Annotated in this window: 17 protein-coding genes; 8 read left to right on the plus strand and 9 right to left on the minus strand. The window is 73.6% G+C overall.

Going from position 1 to position 19538, the window contains the following annotated elements; translation table 11 throughout:
* Positions 1-21 precede the first annotated feature (21 nt).
* Entirely contained in the window at positions 22-1047 is a 1026-nt protein-coding gene (locus AH6_RS29595; protein WP_067486385.1) for a nitronate monooxygenase, read from the plus strand.
* Here AH6_RS29595 and AH6_RS29600 read toward each other — a convergent pair.
* Positions 1044-2009 carry a YihY/virulence factor BrkB family protein gene (locus AH6_RS29600; protein WP_083983596.1) on the minus strand — a complete coding sequence of 322 codons (966 nt, stop codon included), beginning with the start codon at positions 2007-2009 and terminating at the stop codon, positions 1044-1046. The two genes, AH6_RS29595 and AH6_RS29600, sit on opposite strands and share 4 nt — an antisense overlap.
* 181 nt (positions 2010-2190) lie before the next feature.
* Between AH6_RS29600 and AH6_RS29605 the strand changes: the two genes are divergently transcribed.
* The 3 genes from AH6_RS29605 to AH6_RS29615 all read left to right on the plus strand — a co-directional run bounded on the left by AH6_RS29605 (position 2191) and on the right by AH6_RS29615 (position 5131).
* Positions 2191-4275: a catalase gene (locus AH6_RS29605; protein ID WP_067486386.1), complete on the plus strand. Its 2085-nt coding sequence runs from the start codon at positions 2191-2193 to the stop codon at positions 4273-4275.
* A gap of 279 nt (positions 4276-4554) precedes the next feature.
* Positions 4555-4914, plus strand: a complete 360-nt coding sequence (locus tag AH6_RS29610) for a DUF3140 domain-containing protein (protein WP_067486389.1) — start codon at positions 4555-4557, stop codon at positions 4912-4914.
* A gap of 25 nt (positions 4915-4939) precedes the next feature.
* Positions 4940-5131, plus strand: coding sequence for a hypothetical protein (locus AH6_RS29615; RefSeq protein ID WP_067486392.1), 192 nt, complete (start codon positions 4940-4942; stop codon positions 5129-5131).
* 123 nt (positions 5132-5254) lie between these two features.
* Here AH6_RS29615 and AH6_RS44835 read toward each other — a convergent pair whose 3' ends face one another.
* Positions 5255-5431, minus strand: a complete 177-nt coding sequence (locus tag AH6_RS44835; RefSeq protein WP_169807938.1) for a hypothetical protein — start codon at positions 5429-5431, stop codon at positions 5255-5257.
* 446 nt (positions 5432-5877) lie between these two features.
* Positions 5878-6636 carry a GAF and ANTAR domain-containing protein gene (locus AH6_RS29620; protein WP_067486395.1) on the minus strand — a complete coding sequence of 253 codons (759 nt, stop codon included), beginning with the start codon at positions 6634-6636 and terminating at the stop codon, positions 5878-5880.
* A gap of 225 nt (positions 6637-6861) precedes the next feature.
* Here AH6_RS29620 and AH6_RS29625 point away from each other — a divergent pair, with 225 nt between their 5' ends.
* The 3 genes from AH6_RS29625 to AH6_RS29635 are packed head-to-tail and all read left to right on the plus strand — an operon-like array spanning position 6862 to position 10695.
* Positions 6862-7323, plus strand: a complete 462-nt coding sequence (locus AH6_RS29625) for a nuclear transport factor 2 family protein (RefSeq protein WP_067486399.1) — start codon at positions 6862-6864, stop codon at positions 7321-7323.
* Positions 7324-7334: 11 nt separating this feature from the next.
* Positions 7335-7955: a DsbA family oxidoreductase gene (locus tag AH6_RS29630; protein WP_067486402.1), complete on the plus strand. Its 621-nt coding sequence runs from the start codon at positions 7335-7337 to the stop codon at positions 7953-7955.
* 19 nt (positions 7956-7974) lie between these two features.
* Entirely contained in the window at positions 7975-10695 is a 2721-nt protein-coding gene (locus AH6_RS29635; RefSeq protein ID WP_067486405.1) for a helix-turn-helix transcriptional regulator, read from the plus strand.
* Positions 10696-10774: 79 nt separating this feature from the next.
* On the opposite strand, the gene AH6_RS29640 is transcribed toward AH6_RS29635, so the two are convergent.
* From AH6_RS29640 to AH6_RS29650, 3 genes are all read right to left on the minus strand, one after another.
* Positions 10775-11905, minus strand: coding sequence for an erythromycin esterase family protein (locus tag AH6_RS29640; protein ID WP_067486408.1), 1131 nt, complete (start codon positions 11903-11905; stop codon positions 10775-10777).
* A 39-nt stretch (positions 11906-11944) separates the two neighbouring features.
* The gene (locus tag AH6_RS29645; RefSeq protein ID WP_067486411.1) at positions 11945-12847 is read right to left on the minus strand and encodes an alpha/beta fold hydrolase; all 903 of its coding nucleotides are present in this window, start codon (positions 12845-12847) and stop codon (positions 11945-11947) included.
* A 75-nt stretch (positions 12848-12922) separates the two neighbouring features.
* Positions 12923-15553, minus strand: coding sequence for a LuxR C-terminal-related transcriptional regulator (locus tag AH6_RS29650; RefSeq protein ID WP_067486415.1), 2631 nt, complete (start codon positions 15551-15553; stop codon positions 12923-12925).
* 274 nt (positions 15554-15827) lie between these two features.
* On the opposite strand from AH6_RS29650, the gene AH6_RS29655 reads away from it, so the two are divergent.
* On the plus strand, positions 15828-16010 hold the full coding sequence (locus tag AH6_RS29655) for a hypothetical protein (RefSeq protein ID WP_067486418.1): 183 nt from the start codon (positions 15828-15830) through the stop codon (positions 16008-16010).
* 6 nt (positions 16011-16016) lie between these two features.
* Here AH6_RS29655 and AH6_RS29660 read toward each other — a convergent pair whose 3' ends face one another.
* From AH6_RS29660 to AH6_RS29670, 3 genes are all read right to left on the minus strand, one after another.
* Positions 16017-16577: a DinB family protein gene (locus AH6_RS29660; RefSeq protein ID WP_067486421.1), complete on the minus strand. Its 561-nt coding sequence runs from the start codon at positions 16575-16577 to the stop codon at positions 16017-16019.
* A 397-nt stretch (positions 16578-16974) separates the two neighbouring features.
* The gene (locus AH6_RS29665; RefSeq protein WP_067486424.1) at positions 16975-18495 is read right to left on the minus strand and encodes an OmpA family protein; all 1521 of its coding nucleotides are present in this window, start codon (positions 18493-18495) and stop codon (positions 16975-16977) included.
* 161 nt (positions 18496-18656) lie between these two features.
* Positions 18657-19451 carry an SAM-dependent methyltransferase gene (locus tag AH6_RS29670; RefSeq protein WP_245679524.1) on the minus strand — a complete coding sequence of 265 codons (795 nt, stop codon included), beginning with the start codon at positions 19449-19451 and terminating at the stop codon, positions 18657-18659.
* Between the last annotated feature and the right edge of the window lie 87 nt (positions 19452-19538).

Raw genomic sequence — 19538 nt, forward strand, 5'->3', positions numbered from 1 at the left:
CCGGTGGCTATCTTGCCGACCATGGAGAAGATCGGCATTCCAGGGGTCGGAGCGCGCGTCGTCCAGGCGCCGATGGCGGGTGGGGCGAGCACGCCCGAGCTGGTGGCGGCGGTGTCGGAGGCGGGCGGGCTGGGGTTCCTGGCCGCCGGGTACAAGACGGCGGCGCAGGTGCGCGCCGACATCGACCGCACGCGCGCCCTCACCGGGCGGCCCTTCGGGGTGAACCTGTTCCTGCCGTCCACCGACGTCGTCGACCAGGTCGCCGTCGCCGCCTACCGGGAGCGCCTGCTGCCCGAGGCGGCGCGGCTGGGCGTCGAGCCGGGGGACGCCGGGGACCGCACCGACGACTGGCACGCCAAGGTCGCCGACCTGCTGGCCGACCCGCCCGCCGTGGTGAGCTTCACCTTCGGCTGCCCCGACGACGAGGTGGTCGGCGAGTTCCGGGCGCGCGGCGTCGTCGTGGTCGTCACGGTGACGACGCCGGAGGAGGCCCGGCTCGCCTCGGCGGCCGACGTGTTGTGCGTGCAGGGCGGGGAGGCGGGGGCGCACCGCGGCTCGTTCACCAACACCGACGCGCGGGGCGTGCCGATCCGGACGTTGTTGCCGCAGGTCAGGGCCGTCACCGACCGGCCGCTGATCGCCGCCGGGGGACTGGCGACGGCCGGGCACGTCGCCGAGGTGCTCGCGCTCGGGGCCGTCGCGGCGCAGGCGGGCACCGCGTTCCTGCGCGCTCCCGAGAGCGGCGCGAGCGACCTCCACAAGCGCGCGCTGGCCGACCCCCGCTACACCGAGACGGCCATGACCCGCGCGTTCAGCGGGCGTCCGGCGCGCGGCCTGGTCAACCGCTTCCTCGCCGAGCACTCCGCGTCCGCCCCGGCCGCCTACCCCGACGTGCACTACCTGACGTCCCCGCTGCGCAAGGCCGCCACCGCGCAGGACGACCCGGGCGGCGTCAACCTGTGGGCGGGCGCGTCGTGGCGGCTGGCCACCGACCGCCCGGCCGCCGAGATCGTCGCCCGGCTGGAGGACTACGTCCAGGTCCCCTAGGGCTTCTCGTCCTCGTCCATCTTGCGGGTGTCGCGCGGTTCGGCGTACGGCTCGGCGTCCGGCGACACGCCCTCGGCCATCCGCCGCGCCCGCACGAGTTCGGAGTCGAACTCCGCGCCCAGCAGGATCGCCACGTTCGACACCCAGAGCCACACCAGGAAGATCACGGCGGCGGCCAGCGCGCCGTAGGTCTTGTTGTAGGACCCGAAGTTGGCCACGTACAGCGCGAAGCCCGCCGACGCGCCGATCCACGCCACCACCGCCAGCACGCAGCCGGGCGTGATCCACCGCCAGCCGGGCTGGCGCACGTTCGGCCCGGCCCAGTAGAGCGTGGCGATCGCGACGATCACCAGCACCAGCAGCACCGGCCACTTCAGCACGTTCCAGCCGGTGGTGAACGCCGAGCCCCAGCCCAGCAGTTTCCCGGTCTGCTCGGCGAGCCGGCCGGTGAAGGTCACCGCCAGCGCGCTGGCCCCCAGCAGCAGCACCATCGCGAGCGTCAGCGCCAGCCGCAGCGGCGCGAGCTTCCAGATCGGGCGGCCCTCGGGCATGTCGTAGACGGCGTTGAGCGCGCGGATCAGCGCGGCCACGTACCGGGACGCCGACCACAGCGCCACCAGCAGGCCGGTCACCGCGAGCAGGCTCGCGGTCGGCGCGGTGTCCTGGAGGCTCTCGATGATCTCGATGACGGTGTCGCGGGTGCGGCCGGGCGCGAACTGGCGCACGTTGTCCACCAGCGTCTGGCGGCCCGACACCCCCACCAGCCCGACCAGCGACACCATCATGATCAGCCCGGGGAACAACGACAACACCCCGTAGTAGGTCAGCGCCGCCGCCCAGTCGAGCAGACTGTCGTCGCCGAACTCGCGCGCGGTCCGCCGCACCACGCCCCACCAGCCGCGCAGCCCGATCTGCGCCGGACGCTCGGGGGGCGCGCCCCGCTTCACCGGCCACCCTTTCACCGGCCACCCTCCTCGCTCGCGCGGCGGCCTCCGCCCCTCCGCGGGCGGACTTTACCCAGCGAGAACGGGTCAAAGCGCTGCGGAACGGCAAATACCCGCGCGCGGGCATGGCGCCTGATCCGCTGGGTATCGGGGGCACCGGACGCACGGACGCACCCCCGCCGAGAAGAGGACGCCTGGCATGACCGACCCCAAGCAGGAACGACTCGACGCGCACCGGGTGGACCCCAAGGACACCGCCCTCACCACCGACCAGGGCATCCGGGTCGACGACACCGACAACTCGCTCACCCTCGGCGAGCGGGGGCCATCGCTGCTGGCGGACTTCCACCTGCGCGAGAAGCTCACGCACTTCGACCACGAGCGCATTCCCGAACGCGTCGTGCACGCGCGCGGCGCGGGGGCGTACGGGCGCTTCCAGGTGTACGAGTCGCTGGCCGAGTACACCAGCGCGGAGTTCCTGACCGACCCGTCGCTGGAGACCCCCGTCTTCGTGCGGTTCTCCACCGTCGCCGGGTCGCGCGGGTCGGCCGACACCGTGCGCGACGTGCGCGGCTTCGCGACGAAGTTCTACACGCAGCAGGGCAACTTCGACCTCGTCGGCAACAACATGCCGGTGTTCTTCATCCAGGACGGCATGAAGTTCCCCGACTTCGTGCACGCGGTGAAGCCCGAGCCCCACAACGAGATCCCGCAGGCCCAGTCGGCGCACGACACCCTCTGGGACTTCGTCCAGCTCCAGCCCGAGACCACCCACATGATGATGTGGCTGATGTCGGACCGGGCCATCCCGCGCTCCTACGCGATGATGGAGGGCTTCGGCGTCCACACCTTCCGGCTGGTCAACGCCGAGGGGCGCGCCACTTTCGCGAAGTTCCACTGGAAGCCCAAGCTGGGCAAGCACTCGCTGGACTGGGACGAGACGCAGAAGATCGCGGGCAAGGACCCCGACTTCAACCGGCGCGACCTGTGGGACTCCATCGAGGCGGGCGCATACCCCGAGTGGGAGCTGGGCCTCCAGCTGGTCCCGGCCGAGGACGAGCACAAGTTCGCCTTCGACCTGCTGGACCCCACCAAGATCATTCCGGAGGAGGAGGTCCCGGTCCGCCCCGTCGGCAAGATGGTGCTGGACCGCAACCCGGAGAACTTCTTCGCCGAGACCGAGCAGGTCGCCTTCCACATCGGCAACGTCGTCCCGGGCATCGACTTCACCAACGACCCGCTGCTCCAGGCCCGCCTGTTCTCCTACCTCGACACCCAGCTCATCCGGCTGGGCGGCCCCAACTTCACCCAGCTCCCGGTCAACCGCCCCGTCGCGCCGGTCGCCAACCACCACCGCGACGGCTACCACCAGACCGAGATCCACCAGGGCCGCGCCGCCTACCACCCCAACACGTTGTCGGGCGGCTGCCCGGTGGTGGGCGGGAGCGGCTCGTTCACCCACTTCCCCGAGCAGGCCGACGGCCGCGCCGTCCGCAAGCGCAGCGAGAGCTTCGCCGACCACTACGGGCAGGCGACGCTGTTCTGGAACAGCATGAGCGACTGGGAGAAGGGGCACATCGTCTCGGCGTTCCGGTTCGAGCTGGGCAAGGTCGAGACCATGCAGATCCGCGAGGGCGTGGTCGCCAACCTCAACCACGTGGACCACGAGCTGGCCGTCAAGGTCGCCGAGGGCATCGGCGTCGCGCCGCCCGAGGAGGCCGTGCCGACCGGCACCACCGCGTCGGCCGTGACCGCCTCGCCCGCGCTCAGCCAGGACGGGCAGCCCGCCGAGACCGTCACGGGCCGCAAGGTCGCGGTCCTGGTCGCCGACGGGGTGAACGGCGCGCAGGTCGCCGCCGTCCGCGACGCGCTCACGGCCGAGGGCGCGTTCTGCGAGGTGCTGGCCGCCAGCGACGGCACCGTCGAGGACGCCGGGGGCGGCGCGCCCGTCGAGGTGGACCGCGCGATGGCCACCATGGCGTCGGTGCTCTACGACGCGGTCGTGGTGCCGGGCGGTGAGCGGAGCGTGCAGACGTTGCTGGGCAGCGGCGACGCGGTGCACTTCGTCGCCGAGACGTTCAAGCACTGCAAGACCGTCGCGGCGCTGGACGAGGGCGTCGAGCTGCTGGAGAAGGCCGGGGCGGCGTCCGCCGACTCGGACGCCGCCAGCCAGGGCGGCGTGGTGACCGGCCGCGGCGACACCGGCGACTTCACCGGCGAGCTGATCAAGGCCGTCGCCGCCCACCGCGTCTGGACCCGGGACAAGGACCACATCGCCGCCTGACCGGCGGTCCCCCTGATCGCTCGTGCGGGGCGGCGTGGCGTAGACCCCGCCCCGCACGAGCCATGTCCGGACCTATTTCTCGGCGCCCCGGCCCTGCTTGTGGCCGGGCGGCGTGAACGGCAGGTGTCCGCGCCGGTGGTGGGCGGCCAGCGCGTCCAGCACAGGGGTCTCCGATTGATTCATGGACAACGCCTTCCCCTCAGGTGGCAAATGACGCGTCTTGGGCCGAATGCCCGCCGGAGACCCGGGTAGGGCCAGGTGCGTACCAGGAGGTGACACATGAATGAGCGACTGTCCGCCGAGGTGGAGCTGCTCTGGGACGACTTCCACCGGACGGTCAACATGACGTCGGAGGAACTGCGCGCCTGGCTGCTGACCGACGCCTCGGGCGAGGACGCCCTGCCCGCCGACCCCGACATGAAGGTGCCGGAGCTGGGCAAACGCGTGGTGGAGATCCTGCGCAAGCGCAAGGTGGACCTGACCTCCGACGACGTGGCCGACATGCGGCAGGTCGTCGAGCACGCCGACGAGCTGCTGGAGAAGGAGCCGCCGGACGGCGCCCAGGACGAGCGGTGGCGGCACGCGCTGATGACGGTGGGCCACGATCCGCTCAAGCCCGAGAACGCGCTGAGACTCTAGCGCTGAGACTCCAGGGGGGACGATCATGTCGAATCCGCAACAGCCCGCGATGCGGCGCTCCGGCGAGACCGCCGTCACGAGCGAGCCGCCCGCAGAGGCCACCGAGCCGAAGAAGGGCAAGGCCGGGGGCAACGCCCACGGTACCGACAAGGGTGACAAGGGTGGCGGCAAGGGCGGCGGAGTGCCGCCGGACCAGCAGCCGCCGCACCCGAGCTGATCTCGGGCTGAGCCGTGCTGAGCTCGCGCTGATCGTGGGTTGAGCACACGCCGAGTCCGCGCTGAGTGCGCCGCGCCAGGGCCGTCCCGGTTCGCCGGGGCGGCCCTGGCGTGCCCGCGCCCGCTACGGCGTCTCGGTCTGCGGGCTGTAGCCCTCCGCCTCGCCGCCGGGCGCGTCGGCCGGGGCGTTGGGCGGGTCGGACGGGCCGGGCTCGTGCTCCCCGGCGAAGTCGGGCTCGGCCTCCTGGTCGGGATCGTCCCGCCGGTCGGCCAGCGGGCGGTCGTCGTCGCGCTTGCTCATGGGCGCACCACCTTCGAGATCGTGGATCGTCCCGCCCCGCGGCCTCGGCGAGGTCGCGGGCGGGCTCGCCCTGGGCGATCTACCCGGTCACCGGGCTCCTGAACGGCGGTGGCGATGGTGACGGCGGTGGCGGCGGTGTGATGCGGGGCCTCTGCCGTCGGGGGGGAGGTACGACAGAGGCCCCGCGCGCCCGCGTCGCGGCGGCACCGGAACATGGCCGGACGCGGACTCTCCGGACCGGAGCAGAGGGGCAGGTATCGTCCCCGGTCCGAAGCCCGCCCGGAACCCGGGTGCGATGCGGCCCGCCGAAAACGACCAACGGGCCGTGCGCACGCGTGCTCCGGGAGTCTCCACACGGAGCGGGCCGCGCTTCCGGACCCGTCCTGCCCAAGATAACCCGCGACGGGAGGGTAGCGGTAGGTAATCGCCCCGCTTTGCCGGGCGGGTCAGCGCTTTGTGTCGTCGTGGAAGGTCCCGGGCCGGGGCGGGCCGCCGCCGGTCACCCGCACCAGGTCGGCGGCGATCTCGCGGAGCTTGCGGTTGCGCCGCTGGGAGGTCTGCCGCAGCAGCGCGAACGCGGTGTCGGCCGCGACGCGCCGTTGCGCCATCACGATCCCGATGGCCTGGTCGATGATCGCGCGCCCGGCCAGCGCCTCGCGGAGCTGGCAGTTCAGCCGGTCCTGGTCGACCTGCCGCAACACCGAGCCCAGCAGCAGCCCGGCGTGCTCGACGATCATCTCGGAGATCTCGGTGCCGCGCTCGTCGATGCCGTGCGGCTCGCGGAAGCACAGGTTGAGCGCGCCCGGCACACCCTCGCCGCGCCGCGCCGTCAGCGGGAAGCACGCCATGCTGCGCACCCCGAGCGCCATCGCGCGCCGGGGGAAGTCGTCCCAGCGCCGCTCGTCGGCCAGGTCGGGCACCATGACCCGGCAGCCCGAGCGCAGCGAGGTCAGGCACGGGCCGCCGCCCCGCTCGTGCTGGAGCCGGGCCAGGCTGCGGGTGAGCGGGGTGGAGGCGGCCACGGTGACCGGGCCCCGCTCGCCCGCCAGCGTCAGGCACGCGCCGGGGTGGCCCGGCACGGTGCGCGCGACCATGTCGATCACGTGCTGGAAGGCGGTCGGCGCGTCGTCGGCCGCCAGCAGCAGTTCGGTCAGCTCGCGGATGCGCGCGAGAAGTTCGTCCTGGTCCGGGCCCCGATCCGCCATGCGAAACCTCCGCCGGGAAGATGCCCTCTTCGCAAAGGGCCATGCAAGTTTCAGCCCTCTGACCTGCCCTCTACGGGGGTTTCGGCGGCGCGAAAACCCGGTAGGCCCGGAAGCCGGGCACCGTCGCCGACCAGTCGACCGACAGATGCCCGGCCCCGCCCGCCGTCCGTAGCGTCGTTCCCACCGGACACCACCGGTGACCAGCGGAGACCTAGGAGGACGACCGTGCACGCACTGCCCGACCGGACGGCGATCATCGAGCTGATCGACCGCTACATGGTGAGCCTGGACGACCGCGTCTTCGACGACGCCTGGGCGCGCGCCTTCCACACCGAGGACTTCGCCGCCACCACCCCCGTGGGCGACGGCGCGGGACTCGCCGAGACGATCGAGTCGACCCGCGCCGCCGTGGGGCGCTTCGACGCCACCCAGCACTTCAGCAGCAACCACATCGTGGACCTGGACGGCGACCGCGCCCGCGTGCGCTGGTACGCGCTGATGGTCCACGTGCACCTCGCGGAGACGGCGCGGGCGCGCGGCCAGGAGCCCGGCGCGCACTTCGACGTCGGCGGCACGTTCGAGGGCGAGGCCGTGCGCACCGCCCAGGGCTGGCGGTTCCGGCGGCTGGACGTGCGGCCGGTGTGGTTCAACGGGCAGCCGCCCGTGTTCGAGCAGGCGACGGCGTGAGGGGCGGGGAGATGGGAGAGGAGACCGTGCAGATCGAGATCGTCTTGGACGTCCCCTGCGTGTGGTCCTACTTCGCGTTCGCCCGCTTCGAGCGCGCCGCCGCCCGCCACCGAGCGCGGGGCGGCGAGGTGGCCGTCCGGTTCCTGCCCTACCAACTCGACCCGGACGCCACCGTCGAGGGCGAACCCAAGCTGGCGGTGCTGCGCCGCTCGTTCGGCGACCGCACCGACGACGCGGTCACCGGCATCACCGCCAAGGCCGCCGAGGAGGGGCTGACGTTCCGGCACGCCGGGGCCGTCATGTCCAACACCTTCGAGGCGCACCGGCTGATCGCGGTCGCCGCCGGGCAGGGCCGCGCCGAGGCGATGGTGGAGCGGCTGTTCCGCGCCCACCACACCGACGGCCTGAACGTCGCCGACCCCGCCGTGCTGCGCCGCCTCGCGGCCGAGGCCGGGGTCGAGTGGAGCGACGGGCTGGCCGCCGAGACGCGCGCCGAGCTGGCCCGGGTGCGCGCGACCGGGATCCGGGGCGTCCCGGTCTTCTCCGTGAACGGCCGCCAGCTGCCCGGCGCGCAGTCGGAGGAGACGTTGTACGCGGCACTCCAAAAAGGCGACAAATCTCTATCCGTCTAGTCCGGATAGGGTAACCGCCATGCTGCACGGACGCGACGCTGAACTGGCCAGGCTCGACCGGCTGCTCCAGCAGGCCCGTGCCGGGCGGAGCGGCGTGCTGGTCCTGCGGGGCGAGGCCGGGATCGGCAAGACCGCCCTGCTGGACCACGCCGCCGCGTCCGCCGCCGACATGCGCGTGTTGCGCGCCACCGGCGTCGAGTACGAGAGCGCGCTGCCCTACGCGGGCCTGCACCTGCTGCTGCGCCGCCACCTCGGCCGCGTGGACGCGCTGCCCGAGCGGCAGGCGCGGGCCCTGCGCGACGCGCTGGCGCTCGGCGACGGCGCAGCCTCGCCCGGCGACCGCTTCCTGGTCGGGCTCGCGGTGCTGACGCTGCTGTCGGACCTGGCCGAGGAGCGGCCGCTGTTGTGCGTGCTGGACGACGCGCACTGGCTCGACGCCGCGACCGCCGAGGCGCTGCTGTTCGCGGTGCGACGGCTGGAGGCCGAGCCGATCGTGGTGCTGCTGGCCGTCCGCGACGCCGACGCGCCAATGGACGGCCCTCCGGCGTTCGCCGCGTCCGGCCTGCCCGAACTGCGGCTGGCCGGGCTGCCCGAGGACGCCGCCGCCGGGCTGCTCGCCGAGCGCGCCGCCGAGCTGCCCCGGCACGTCCGGCACGAGATCCTCACCGCCGCGATGGGCAACCCCCTGGCCCTGGTGGAGCTGCCCACGGCGCGCCCCGAGGCGGCGGGCGGCCCGTCGGCCACCTACACCCGCGTCCGGACGGCGTTCGCCGACCGGGTCGCGGCGCTGCCCGAACCCACCCGGACGTTGCTGCTGGTCGCCGCCGCCGACGCCCGGGGCGACGTCCAGACCGTGCTGGGCGCTGCCGCGCGGCTGGGCGCGGGCGTCGCCGACCTGGAGCCCGCCGAACGGCGCGGCCTGGTGACCTCGGCGGAAGGACGGCTGGAGTTCCGGCACCCGCTGCTGCGCGCGGCCGTCTACGAGAACGCGCCGCTCGGCGACCGGCTCGCCGCGCACCGCGCCCTCGCCGAAGCCCTCCGCGACGCCGGTGACGGCTGCGGCCGCGCCTGGCACCTCGCCAGCGCGGCGACCGGCCCGGACGAGGAGGCCGCCGCCGTCCTGGAGCAGGCCGCCGCCGAGCAGGCCGGGGGCGGCAACGCCGCCATGTCGGGGATGTACGCGCGCGCCGCCGACCTCAGCGCCGACGCCGCCGACCGGGGCCGCCGCCTCGCGCTGGCCGCCCGCGCCGCCGCCGACGGCGGGCTGCCCGAGCAGGCCGTCGAGTACGCCGCGCGCGCCGCGCGGCACGTCGCCGACCCGTCGCTGCGCGCCGACCTGGTGCTGCTGCGCGCGACGCTCGCCGACGAGCAGGACCGCGCGGGCGAGGCCGCCCGGCTGCTGGCCGACACCGCCGCCGAGGTCGCCCCGGCCGACCCCCGCACCGCCGGATACCTGATGTTCCAGGCCGGATCCGCCGCCGCGAACGCGGGCGACTACGCCGAGCTGGCCCGGCTCGCCGACCGCGCCGAGGAACTGGGGGTGGCCGACGCGCACCGGGTCCGGGCGCTGGTGCGGCTGTTCGCCGGGCAGAATCCGTTGGCGCGGGCCGATCCGTCCGACGGCGTCGCCGCGCTCCGCGAGCTGATCGACGGCGACGTCGCCTGCCTCGGCCCGCGCGACATGTTGCGCGCCGCGTTGTGGCACGTGATGATCGCGGACGTGGCGGGCGCGCACGCGTTCCTGGTGCCGCTGGAGCGCCGCTTCCGCGCGGACGGCGCGATCGGGCTGCTGTCGCCCGCGCTGATGGTGCTGGCCCGCGCGCAGCTCATGCTGGGCCACCCGCGCGAGGCGCTGACGTCGGCGACCGAGGGCATGCGGATCGCCGCCGACACCGGGCAGCACCGGGTCCGCGTCTACCACGCGACCGTGCTGGCGCTGCTGGCGGCGATGCGGGGCGACGAGGCGGCGGTCGCGGAGCTGACCGCCGAGCCGCTGGCGCGCGCCGTCCCGCCGAGCAACGTGCACGCGGCGGGCGCGCTGAGCCTGCTCGACCTGGGGCTCGGGCGGCACGAAGCGGCGCTGGACCGGCTGCTGGGCGTGGTGTCGGCCGCGAACCGGCAGGGTTCTGTCGCGAGCCTGCCCGACCTGGTGGAGGCCGCCGTGCGGGCGGGGCGTGCCGGGGAGGGGCGGCAGGCCGCCGAGTGGTACCGGGACTGGGCGGCGCAGGTCGGGCAGCCGTGGACGGACGCGGTCGCGCTGCGCTGTGCGGCGCTGGTGGCGTCCGATGGGGCTGCGGGGGAGCTGTACGCGCAGGCCGTGGAGCGGCATCGTCACGACGGCGGGATGCCGTTCGAGCGCGCTCGCACCGAGCTGCTGTACGGGGAGTGGTTGCGCCGTTCGCGCCGTCGTAACGAGGCGCGTGCGGCGTTGCGGTCCGCGTTGGAGATTTTCGAGCGGCTCGGGGCGGTGCCGTGGGCCGAGCGGGTGAGGACGGAGCTGCGTGCGTCGGGGGAGAGCATGGCGGGTGGCGCGGCGGACGCGCCCTCGGAGGACGTGTTCGCCGCGCTCACGCCGCAGGAGCTCCAGGTGGTGCGGCTGGCGGCGGCGGGGCTCAGCAACCGGGAGATCGGCGCGCAACTGTTCCTGAGCCCCCGGACGGTCGGCTACCACCTGTACAAGGTGTATCCGAAGCTCGGCGTGGCCTCGCGCGGGGAGCTGGCGCGACTCGTCACGGCGTAACGCGCGGGCGCGCGAGGCGGGGCGGGCGTCATAGCGGCGTCGGTGGCGTCACCTCGCGCACGTGCGCGAGGGGCGGGTGTCATAGCGGCTTCGGCGGTGTCACCTCGCGCACGTGCGCGACCACGTCGAACAGCGTGCCGAGCGCGCCGCCCTCCATGACGTGGTCGGCGTCGTCCTCGGGCCGGTAGCCGGGGCCGATCACGCGGATGGGGCCGGGCTCGGTGAACGGGCCGTCCCGCACGTCCAGCAGGTAGCGTTCCGGGCCGGTCGCCAGTACGGCGTCGGCCGTTCCGGCGGGGAGCGGCGGCACGGCGAGGCGGCCGTAGATGGTGCCGTGGTCGAAGGTCAGCGCGACCGACAGGTAGCGCGCGCCCAGCTCGTGGCGCAGGTGGCCGCCGGTGTTGCGGCGCTCGTGGGGGCCGCTGACCAGGTGTTCCCCGGCGGCGGTGTGCGCGATGCCGCCCCAGTAGACGATCTTCTCGCCGGTGCGGCGGTGCCACCACAACAACGTCTCGGCCATCCGGCGCTCGACGGACGGGAGGTCGAGGGGCCGGGCGTGGAAGCAGTGGAAGTCGGCGATGCCCTGCGCGTACCAGGCGGCGAGGCCGTCCCCGGGCAGGCCGGCGACCAGCCGGGCCGCGCGCTCGGCGCGTTCGATGTGCGGTTGTTTGTCGGGCAGCGCGCGGTAGGCGGCCACGTGCTCGTCGATGCCGCCGGTGGGGCGCAGCGGCGCGTAGAGGGTGGTCAGCTCGGCTAGGCGGTCGGGCGCGTGCTCGCGGACGTGCTCGGTGACCAGGTCGTAGGCGACGGCGCGGGTGGCGGTGAAGTCCATGCCGATGACGCGCACCGGGTCGTCGGGGTGGCGCTCGTTGAACGCGCGGAGCCAGGCCAGCGCGTCGCGCACCTCCCCGACCTGCCAGGGCTGCCACGCCTCGCCCAGGAGTTTCCGCAGGTCACCGGTGCCGGTATGCAGGTGGTCGTCCAGGAGGAGGGCGGTGGTCCAGTCGTCCTCCAGCGCCAGCGTCCGGAAGCCCAGCTCCTCCACGAGGAAGATCAGCATCCGGCGCTGGAGGTCGAACAGCTCGTGCGCGCCGCGCGTGGCGGTGCCGAGGCCGACGACGGCGGCGTCACGGGCCGGGCCCCGCAGCGCCTCGGGGGCGAGCGGGGCCGCGTTCCGGCTGATCCAGCGGGTGATGTCGGTGTCGTTCATGGTTCGACGGTAGGAACGCGGCCCCCGGCGCGGCATCTGTCACGTGACCGGTGTGTGGTCGATGATCGCCTCGGCCAGCGGCCGGACGGTCGGCGCGGTCATCAGGTGGCCCATGTCCTGGACCATCAGCAGGCGGCCGTTCCGGACACCCTCGGCGATGAGCGCGCTGTGGCCGGTCTTGCAGGGCTCGTGGGTGCCCTCGATCGCCAGCGTCGGGGCCTCGATCTTCTCCAGCGCCCCGACCGGCTCGAACGCGGGGTCGGCCTGGAAGGCGCGCTGGTGGTTGGCCTCCGAGCCGGGGCGGCGGGCGCGGTCGAAGACGCGCTCCTCCAGGCGGCGCTGCTCGTCCTCGTCGAAGGGCAGGGCGGTGCCGTTCATGACGCGGGCCGTGGCGATCGCGAAGTCGATCAGCGCGGCGCGCTCGGGCGCGGGCGGCGTGACCTGGGTGAAGTACTCGACGAACTCGCGGCGCGGGAACGGCAGGTCGTCGTCGGCGGGGGTGGCCTGGCCGGTCAGCGCCCGCATGAGGGTGCGGCCCTCCTGCCCGCCGAGCGGGGACGACCCGATGGTGGTGAGGGTCAGCACGCGTTCGGGGTGGTCGGCGGCGACCCACTGGGCCAGCAGGCCGCCCGCCGAGTGGCCGACCAGGTGGGCGGCGGCGATGCCGTAGCCGTCGAGGACGGCGAGGATGTCGTCCTTGCCGTCGGCCCAGGTGTAGGGCTCGGCGTCGAAGTCGATCGCGCTGGAGCGGCCGGTGTCGCGCTGGTCGAAGCGGATGGCGCGGCGGCCCGCCGCGACCAGCCGCCCGACCAGGGCGTCCGGCCAGGTGACGCTGGAGGACATGGAGCCCGGGACCAGCAGGATCGGCGGGTGCGCCGCGTCCCCGAACTCCTCGGTCCACAGCTCGACGGTTCCGTTGGTGATGATGCGCTCGGCAGCCATACGTTTCTCGCTCCTTCGGTTCGTTGTTGCTGAGTAAGAGCTTGCCGGGGCGCGGTACGGGAGCCATCCGTAGGACTACTGGGCATCACCGGCCACGTGGCGGACGAGTTCGGTACGGGAGGCGACGCCGAGCTTCGGGTAGATCTTGTAGAGGTGGTACTCGACGGTGCGGGGGCTGAGGAACAGGCGGGCGGCGACGTCCTTGTTGGACGCGCCTTCGGCGACCAGGCGGGCGATGCGCAGTTCCTGGGGCGTCAGCGAGTTGAGGGCGTCGGCCTCAGGGGCGGCGGAGGTCTCCCCGGCGGCGCGCAACTCTTCCAGCGCGCGCTTGGCCCACGGGTCTGCGCCTAGGCGCTGGAAGGTTTCTGCGGCGGTCCGTAGGGGTTGGCGCGCTTCCCCGGCGCGGTGCACGCGGCGGAGGCGTTCCCCATACAGGAGGGCCGTGCGGGCGTGCTCGAACGGCGATCCGTTGTGGAGGCCGAGGGCTTCTTCGTAGAGGGGGAGCGCTTTTTCGCCGTCTGCTACGAGGGCTTGGCAGCGGGCTACCAGCGCGCGTGATTCGTCGGTCTGCGCGGTTGAGGACCACTGCGTGTAGGCGGCGACGGCTTCGTGGGCGGCGGCCGTCTCGCCGCAGCCCATGGCGGCCTCCACGCGGTCAGGAGTGGAGCGCCACACGGTCGTCGGGTGGCCCGCGCCGGGACCGGCCGAGACCAGCGCCGCGAACCGCGAGTGCGCGGACGCGAACCGGCCCAGGCCGAGGTCCAGCAGGCCGAGCGCGTAGGAGGCGACGCTGACGCGGAGGCCGACGCGGTGCGGGACGGCGATGGCGAGGGCGTCGGCCGCGTACCGCTCGCACTCCTCCTGCTGGCCGCGCACGGCGGCGACGGCGGCGAGGTTGGCCAGGTGGGCGGCTTCGGAGTTGGCATAGCCCGCCTCGCGCGCGAGGGTGAGGCCCTCTTCGGCGATGGAGGCGCTGAGGGCGAAACGGCCGCTGAGGCGTTCGGCGGTCGCGACGTACTCCAGCACGACGGGGAGCTGCCCGACCATGCCCGAGACGCGCGCGACCCGGCCCGCGCGCACGATGAAGTCGGTGGCCATGTCGATCTCGCCCAGGTAGCCGGCGGCGGCCGACGCCCACAGCAGGTCGGCGGCCTCGGCTCGTTCGACGGGCCGCGCCAGGGCCTCCCGCAGGACGGCTCCGCCGCGCTCGCGGTCGCCGCCGAGCAGCGCGCCGATGCCGACGAGCATCCCGCGCAGGAAACCGTCCTCCAAATGGGCGGCCCGCTCGCCGACCTCGATGATGGCCGCGACGTCCCCGACGACTCCGGCGGCCTCTCCGGCATCGGCGAGCAGTTCGAGGGTGGGTCCGGCCTCCAGGAAGATGCGCAGGGCCTCCGCCGCGTCGCCGGAGTTCAGCTCGAAGCGGCCCTTGAGCTGGGCGGCCTCGGTGCGCAGGTCCGCGCCGCCCAGCTCGCGGGCCGCCGCCAGGCACGTCTGGGCCTGGCCGGGGCGTCCGCCGAGCCAGGCCGCGCGCGCCGCGTCGAGCAGCCGCCGGGCCCGGGTCGGGCGGTCGGGGGTGAGGTCGGCGGCGCGGCGGAGGGCCGTGGCGGCGTCGCCGTAGCCGCCGCGCCCTTGGGCTCGCCGGGCGGCTTCGGCCAGCTCGGCGGCGACGGCCTCGTCACGGCCGAGGGCGGCTTCGGCGCGGTGCCAGGCGCGGCGGTCGGGGTCGTCCAGGACGGCGGCGAGGGCGGCGTGGGCGCGCCGCCGTTCGGCGGGTTCGGCGGCGGTGTAGGCGGCCGAGCGGATCAACGGGTGGCGGAACCGCAGCTCGGCACCGTCGATGCGCACCAGCCCGGCGCTTTCCACGGCTTCGAGGGCCTCGGCGGTACCGGAAGCATCCAGCACGGCGTCCAGATCACCGCGCCCTTCAGCGGCCGCGACGAGCAGCAACCAGCGGGCGTCCGCTTCCAGTCCCGCGATCTGGTCGCCGAACAGGTCCGCGCCGACCGGCAGCGGGTCGGGCAGGGCTTCCCGTCCCGCGAGCTGCGCGGCGCTGAGCCGTTCCCGGGCCTCGCGCAGCGCGAGCGCGTTGCCGTCGGTCAACGCCACGAGCCGCTCGACGACAGACGGCGCGGCCCCCTCAAGCAGGCGTCCGGCACTTTCCAGATCGAGCCCCCCGATCCGCAGATCGGGCACACCACCGACGGCACCCCCGCCCCGAACGGCGATCAGCAGCGCGATCCCGTCGTCACGGACGCGCCGGGCGGCGAAGGCCAGCGCGTCCGCCGAGGCGCGGTCGGCCCACTGGAAGTCGTCCACCAGGCAGAGCAGGCCGCCGTCCCCGGCGGCCTCGGCGAGCAGCGACACGACGCCCGCCGCGACCAGGAAACGCGCGTCCGCAGGGGGCGCGGCCAGTCCCAGCGCGCCCCGGACGGCGTCCCGCTGCGGCCCGGGAAGGGCGTCCACCAGATCGACCACCGGATTGAGCAACTGGTGCAGGACGGCGAACGCCAATCCCTGCTCGGCCTCGCTCCCGGCCGCGCGCAGGACGCGCAGCCCCGAAGCGGCCCCGGCGGCGTACTCCAGCAGCGCCGACTTTCCGATCCCAGCGGCCCCGCGCAGCACCAGCGCATGCCCCGAACCGGCCCGCGCACCGGCGATGACCTGGTCGATCGCGGCCTGTTCCGTCCCCCGTCCAACCAACATGCGCCGATTCTCCCTGCTGCAACAGTGAACGCGACAGGCGCGTCCTGGGGAGTACAGAGAGGAACGAACGAAGGAGCCCGATGGTAGAAGCCGCCACCGTCCTGGCACTGCTGGTCCTGGTCTTCGTGACCGTCGCCTGGCTGGAGACCCGGGTGCTGCACGCGGGGAAAAGGCCGGTATCCGAGACGGAGAACATCTCCGACATGCATCATGAAGTGCCGGTCATGACTCTGGGTCCCCGGACGGTCGCGTTCGGCGAACACGAGGAGGTGCGTTGGAGACGGTCGCCGCGTTCGGTCTTGTCACCGCCGTGCTCGCTGGAATCCTGTGGATCGAGGCGAGGACGGGCCGCCGCAAGGACGTCCCCGCCCGGAGCGTGCCCCGCCGGAGGACGGCCTCAGGCCCGAAGTCGGCGTACCTGGCGGGCATGACGACCTGCCGCTCCCGCACGCACTGACCAGCGTTACGCTCCCCGCCGCCGGTAGAGGTCGCGCAGCAGCGAGATCTCGGCCCCGTGGTGGATGACCTCGCGGTTGATGTGCAGGACGAGCGAGGCCAGCGGCAGGTCGGCGTAGTCGCCCTCGGCCGGTCCGCAGGGACGGGCGAGCCCGTCGGCCCCCAGCCCCCGGACTCCGGCGAGCCAGGCCGCGTACCCGGCGTCGAGCTGCTCCAGGGCACCCGCGGCCGAACCCGCGTAGTGGAACTCCTCGTAGTCGACGGGCGGCCCGGCGAAGTGCGCGGCCACGCGCGCGCCGAGGACGCCGACGATGATGTGCCCGAGCCGCCAGGCGATCGTGGTCACCGGAGGCGGCGCGGGCTCGGGGACGGCGTAGTCGATGACGAGATCACCGCCGCCGACGGCCATCGGGGTGACGGCCTGCTCACGGGGCCGGACGCTCCACGCGCCGGGCACGGGCTCCCAGAAGTACTCGTCGTCGGTGAGCCCGTCGAGGCGCGGCCGCAACTGCACGTTCCAGTGGTGGTCGAGCTGGTCCACGAGCTGCCGGTTCCAGTCGATGTCCATGCCCCCCACAGTAAGAGCCCGCCCCCCGCTCACGCCCACATCCGCGCCCATTCCCGCGCCACGCCCATGCCCGCACCCGTGCGGCCCCCACTTGCCCCCACGCCCCGCCCGCACTATGCCCGTGCCGTATCCGCACCCGCCCCGCCCTGCCCGCCTTCACGCCCGCACTCATGCCACATCCACGCTTGCCCCCACGCCCGCGCCCCGCCTGTACTGCGTCCCTGCGTCCGCCCCGTCCCTGCGCCGCATCTGCGTCTGCGTCGTGCTCGCCTCACGCCCATGTTGTGCTGCGCTCTTGTCTGCGTGTGCTCGTCCCTAGCGCACGCGCTTGCACCTCGCGGCCGTGTTGCGCTTGTGGCTGTGTGAAGGGGAGTGCGCGTGTTGGTGTGGTCGGGCTTCAGCGGGTGATCGGGATTTTGGTCAGGCGGGGGAAGCGGGCTATCTGCACGCTTGTCGTGGGGGTGTTGTCCGGGGGGAGGGAGACGACGGCCCAGAAGTCGCGGCTCTGGCCAGGAGGTGGGTTGTCGTTGCCCAGGAAGACGCCCGCGTTCGACGTGCAGACGCACATCCGGTCGGCTCCGCCTCGTTGGGCCCGGTAGTCCACGGGCAGGTACGCCGTCTGGCCCGTTGGGTCCAGCACCGCCACGGCGCGGTCGAAGTGCTCGGTGAACTCCATCCACTCGCCGTACATCTCCGACAGGCCCGCCGAGACGGGCTTGGTGCCCTTGTTCGTGATGCGGTAGGTGAGCACGCCCAGGCCGTTGCCCAGGGAGCGCAAGCTCTGCACGCTTGCGGTCAGGGGCTGGCCCTTGATCGTGCTGGTGACGGTCGGGGTAGGGGCGTTGGTGTCTGGTGGGGGTGGGGTTCGCTCCTTTGGGACTGGGCGCTGGAAGGTCAGTGTCACTCGGCGGTTGCGGCGCTTTCCCTCGGTGGAGGTGTTCGGGTACAGGGGGCGTTTGGAGCCGTAGCCCTTGGCGTCGAGGCGCACGCCCGCGCGGGTCACCAGCTTTTCCATCTCCGCTTTCACGGCGTCGGCGCGGCGCTGGGAGAGCGGGTCGTTGACGGTGTCGTCGCCGGAGGAGTCGGTATGGCCTTCGACCTGGACCGTCGGTGCCGTGGACGCGTCGATCTGGGTGGCGGCCCGGTGGAGGGTCTGGCGGGCGCGTGGTGTCAGGGCGGACGCGTTCACCGCGAACAGCACGTCGGTGGACAGGTGCACGCGCAGGTCGGTGCCGTCGTCCTGCGTTTCGCCGCCGTCCGGGGTCTGGGTGGCGGCGTTGAGCGGTGCGATCACCGTCTGGACGCGGTGGCGGTCGGGGTTCGGGATCGGCTGGCCGGGCGGTGCGGTGGGCGGGGACCCGCTGATCGGCACGTTGGCGAACGGGGGCGCGAGCTGGGTGACGACGGTGGTGGTCGCGGTGCCGGGCGGGGGAGCCGGTAGGACGGCGTACAGGGTGGCCTCCGCGCCGTCCTTGAGGTACCGGAACGGTTCCTTGCGCAGGTCGGTGGCCAGCGCGCCCTTGCCGGGCGTGCGGTAGGGCAGCAACATCCGGCGGCGGGGCGCGTCCAGGACCGAGATCCCCGTCGCGAAGGCCGGGTCGGTGGTCTCGGTGGAGGTGTCCTTGAACGCGTCGAGGCTGGTGCCCGCGTCGCGCTGGTCGGGCCGGGCGGTGTTGGCCACCCGGATCTGCACGACCAGGTGCCGCTCGTCGAACCGGTTGAGCCCGACCAGGTCCAGCCGCACCCACGGCCGGTGGTACATCGGCGCCGAGGCGAGGACGGCCCGGGTGTCGCGGCCCGGCGGGGCCGCGGTGATCCCGCCGGTTCCGGCGTCCCGTTTCGTTTCCGCGGGAAGGGTGCAGCCGGTCGCCGCGGCCAGTAGGGCGAGGAGGGCCGCCCACAGTGCGATTCGGCTCATGCTTTCCCCTGACACTCTCATCGCATGTGCAAACGGAGGGTGAGGCTTGTTCATGCTCGGAAGTCGAGAGTAGCGTTTGCAAGTGAGAATGTAAAGAGTTGGGTTTGCAAACGCAGAACGCGCAGGTCATCGAGGACCTGCGCGTTCCGGGAGGGGGTGGTTCAGGGCTTGCGGCCGACGCCGCCGAAGACGTCCAGCTCCACCGGATCGCTGCCCGGTTCAGGGCGCCAGAACGGCGCCGAGACCACGCCGGGCTCGATCAGGTCGAGGCCGTCGAAGAAGCGGCCGATCTCCTCGGGCGTGCGCAGGTGGAAGGGCGACTCGGCACGCTCGTTGTAGACCTCCTCCGCCTGGCTGAACTCCTTGGCCCGCACGACGTTGGTGCCGTCGTTGATCACCAGGAAGCTGCCGGCGGGCAGCGGGGCCAGCAGGTCGCGCACCAGCGCGTGCGCCGCCTCGTCGTCCCGGAAGTGGCCGAGGATGCCCGCCAGGATCAGCGCCACCGGCCGCGACAGATCCAGGACCTTGCGGGCCTCGTCCAGGATGCGGCCGGTGTCGGTCGCGTCGGCGTCGATGTAGGTCGTGACGCCCTCGGGCGTGCTGGTCAGCAGCGCGCGGGCGTGCGCCAGCACCAGCGGGTCGTTGTCCACGTAGACGACGCGGGACTCGGGCGCGACGCGCTGCGCCACCTCGTGGGTGTTGTCGGCGGTCGGCAGGCCGGTGCCGACGTCGAGGAACTGGCGGACGCCCTCCTCGGCGGCCAGGTAGGTGACCGCGCGCACCAGGTGGGCGCGGGCGGCGCGGGCCACGTCGCGCAGGGCGGGGGCGGCCCGGAGGGCCTGCTCGCCCACCATCCGGTCGATCTCGAAGTTGTCCTTGCCGCCGAGCCAGTAGTTCCAGACCCGTGCCGAGTGCGGCACGGAGGCGTCGATCCTGGCGCTGGGTTCGTCGGGCACGCGGCCTCCCCTGAAGGCGATCAAGGGCTTCATCCTGGCCCATCGCCCCCGGCCGCGTACCCGGTTCGTCCCGATCAGGCCACCGGG

The sequence above is a fragment of the Actinomadura hibisca NBRC 15177 genome, from assembly GCF_001552635.1.
Lineage (GTDB): Bacteria > Actinomycetota > Actinomycetes > Streptosporangiales > Streptosporangiaceae > Spirillospora > Spirillospora hibisca.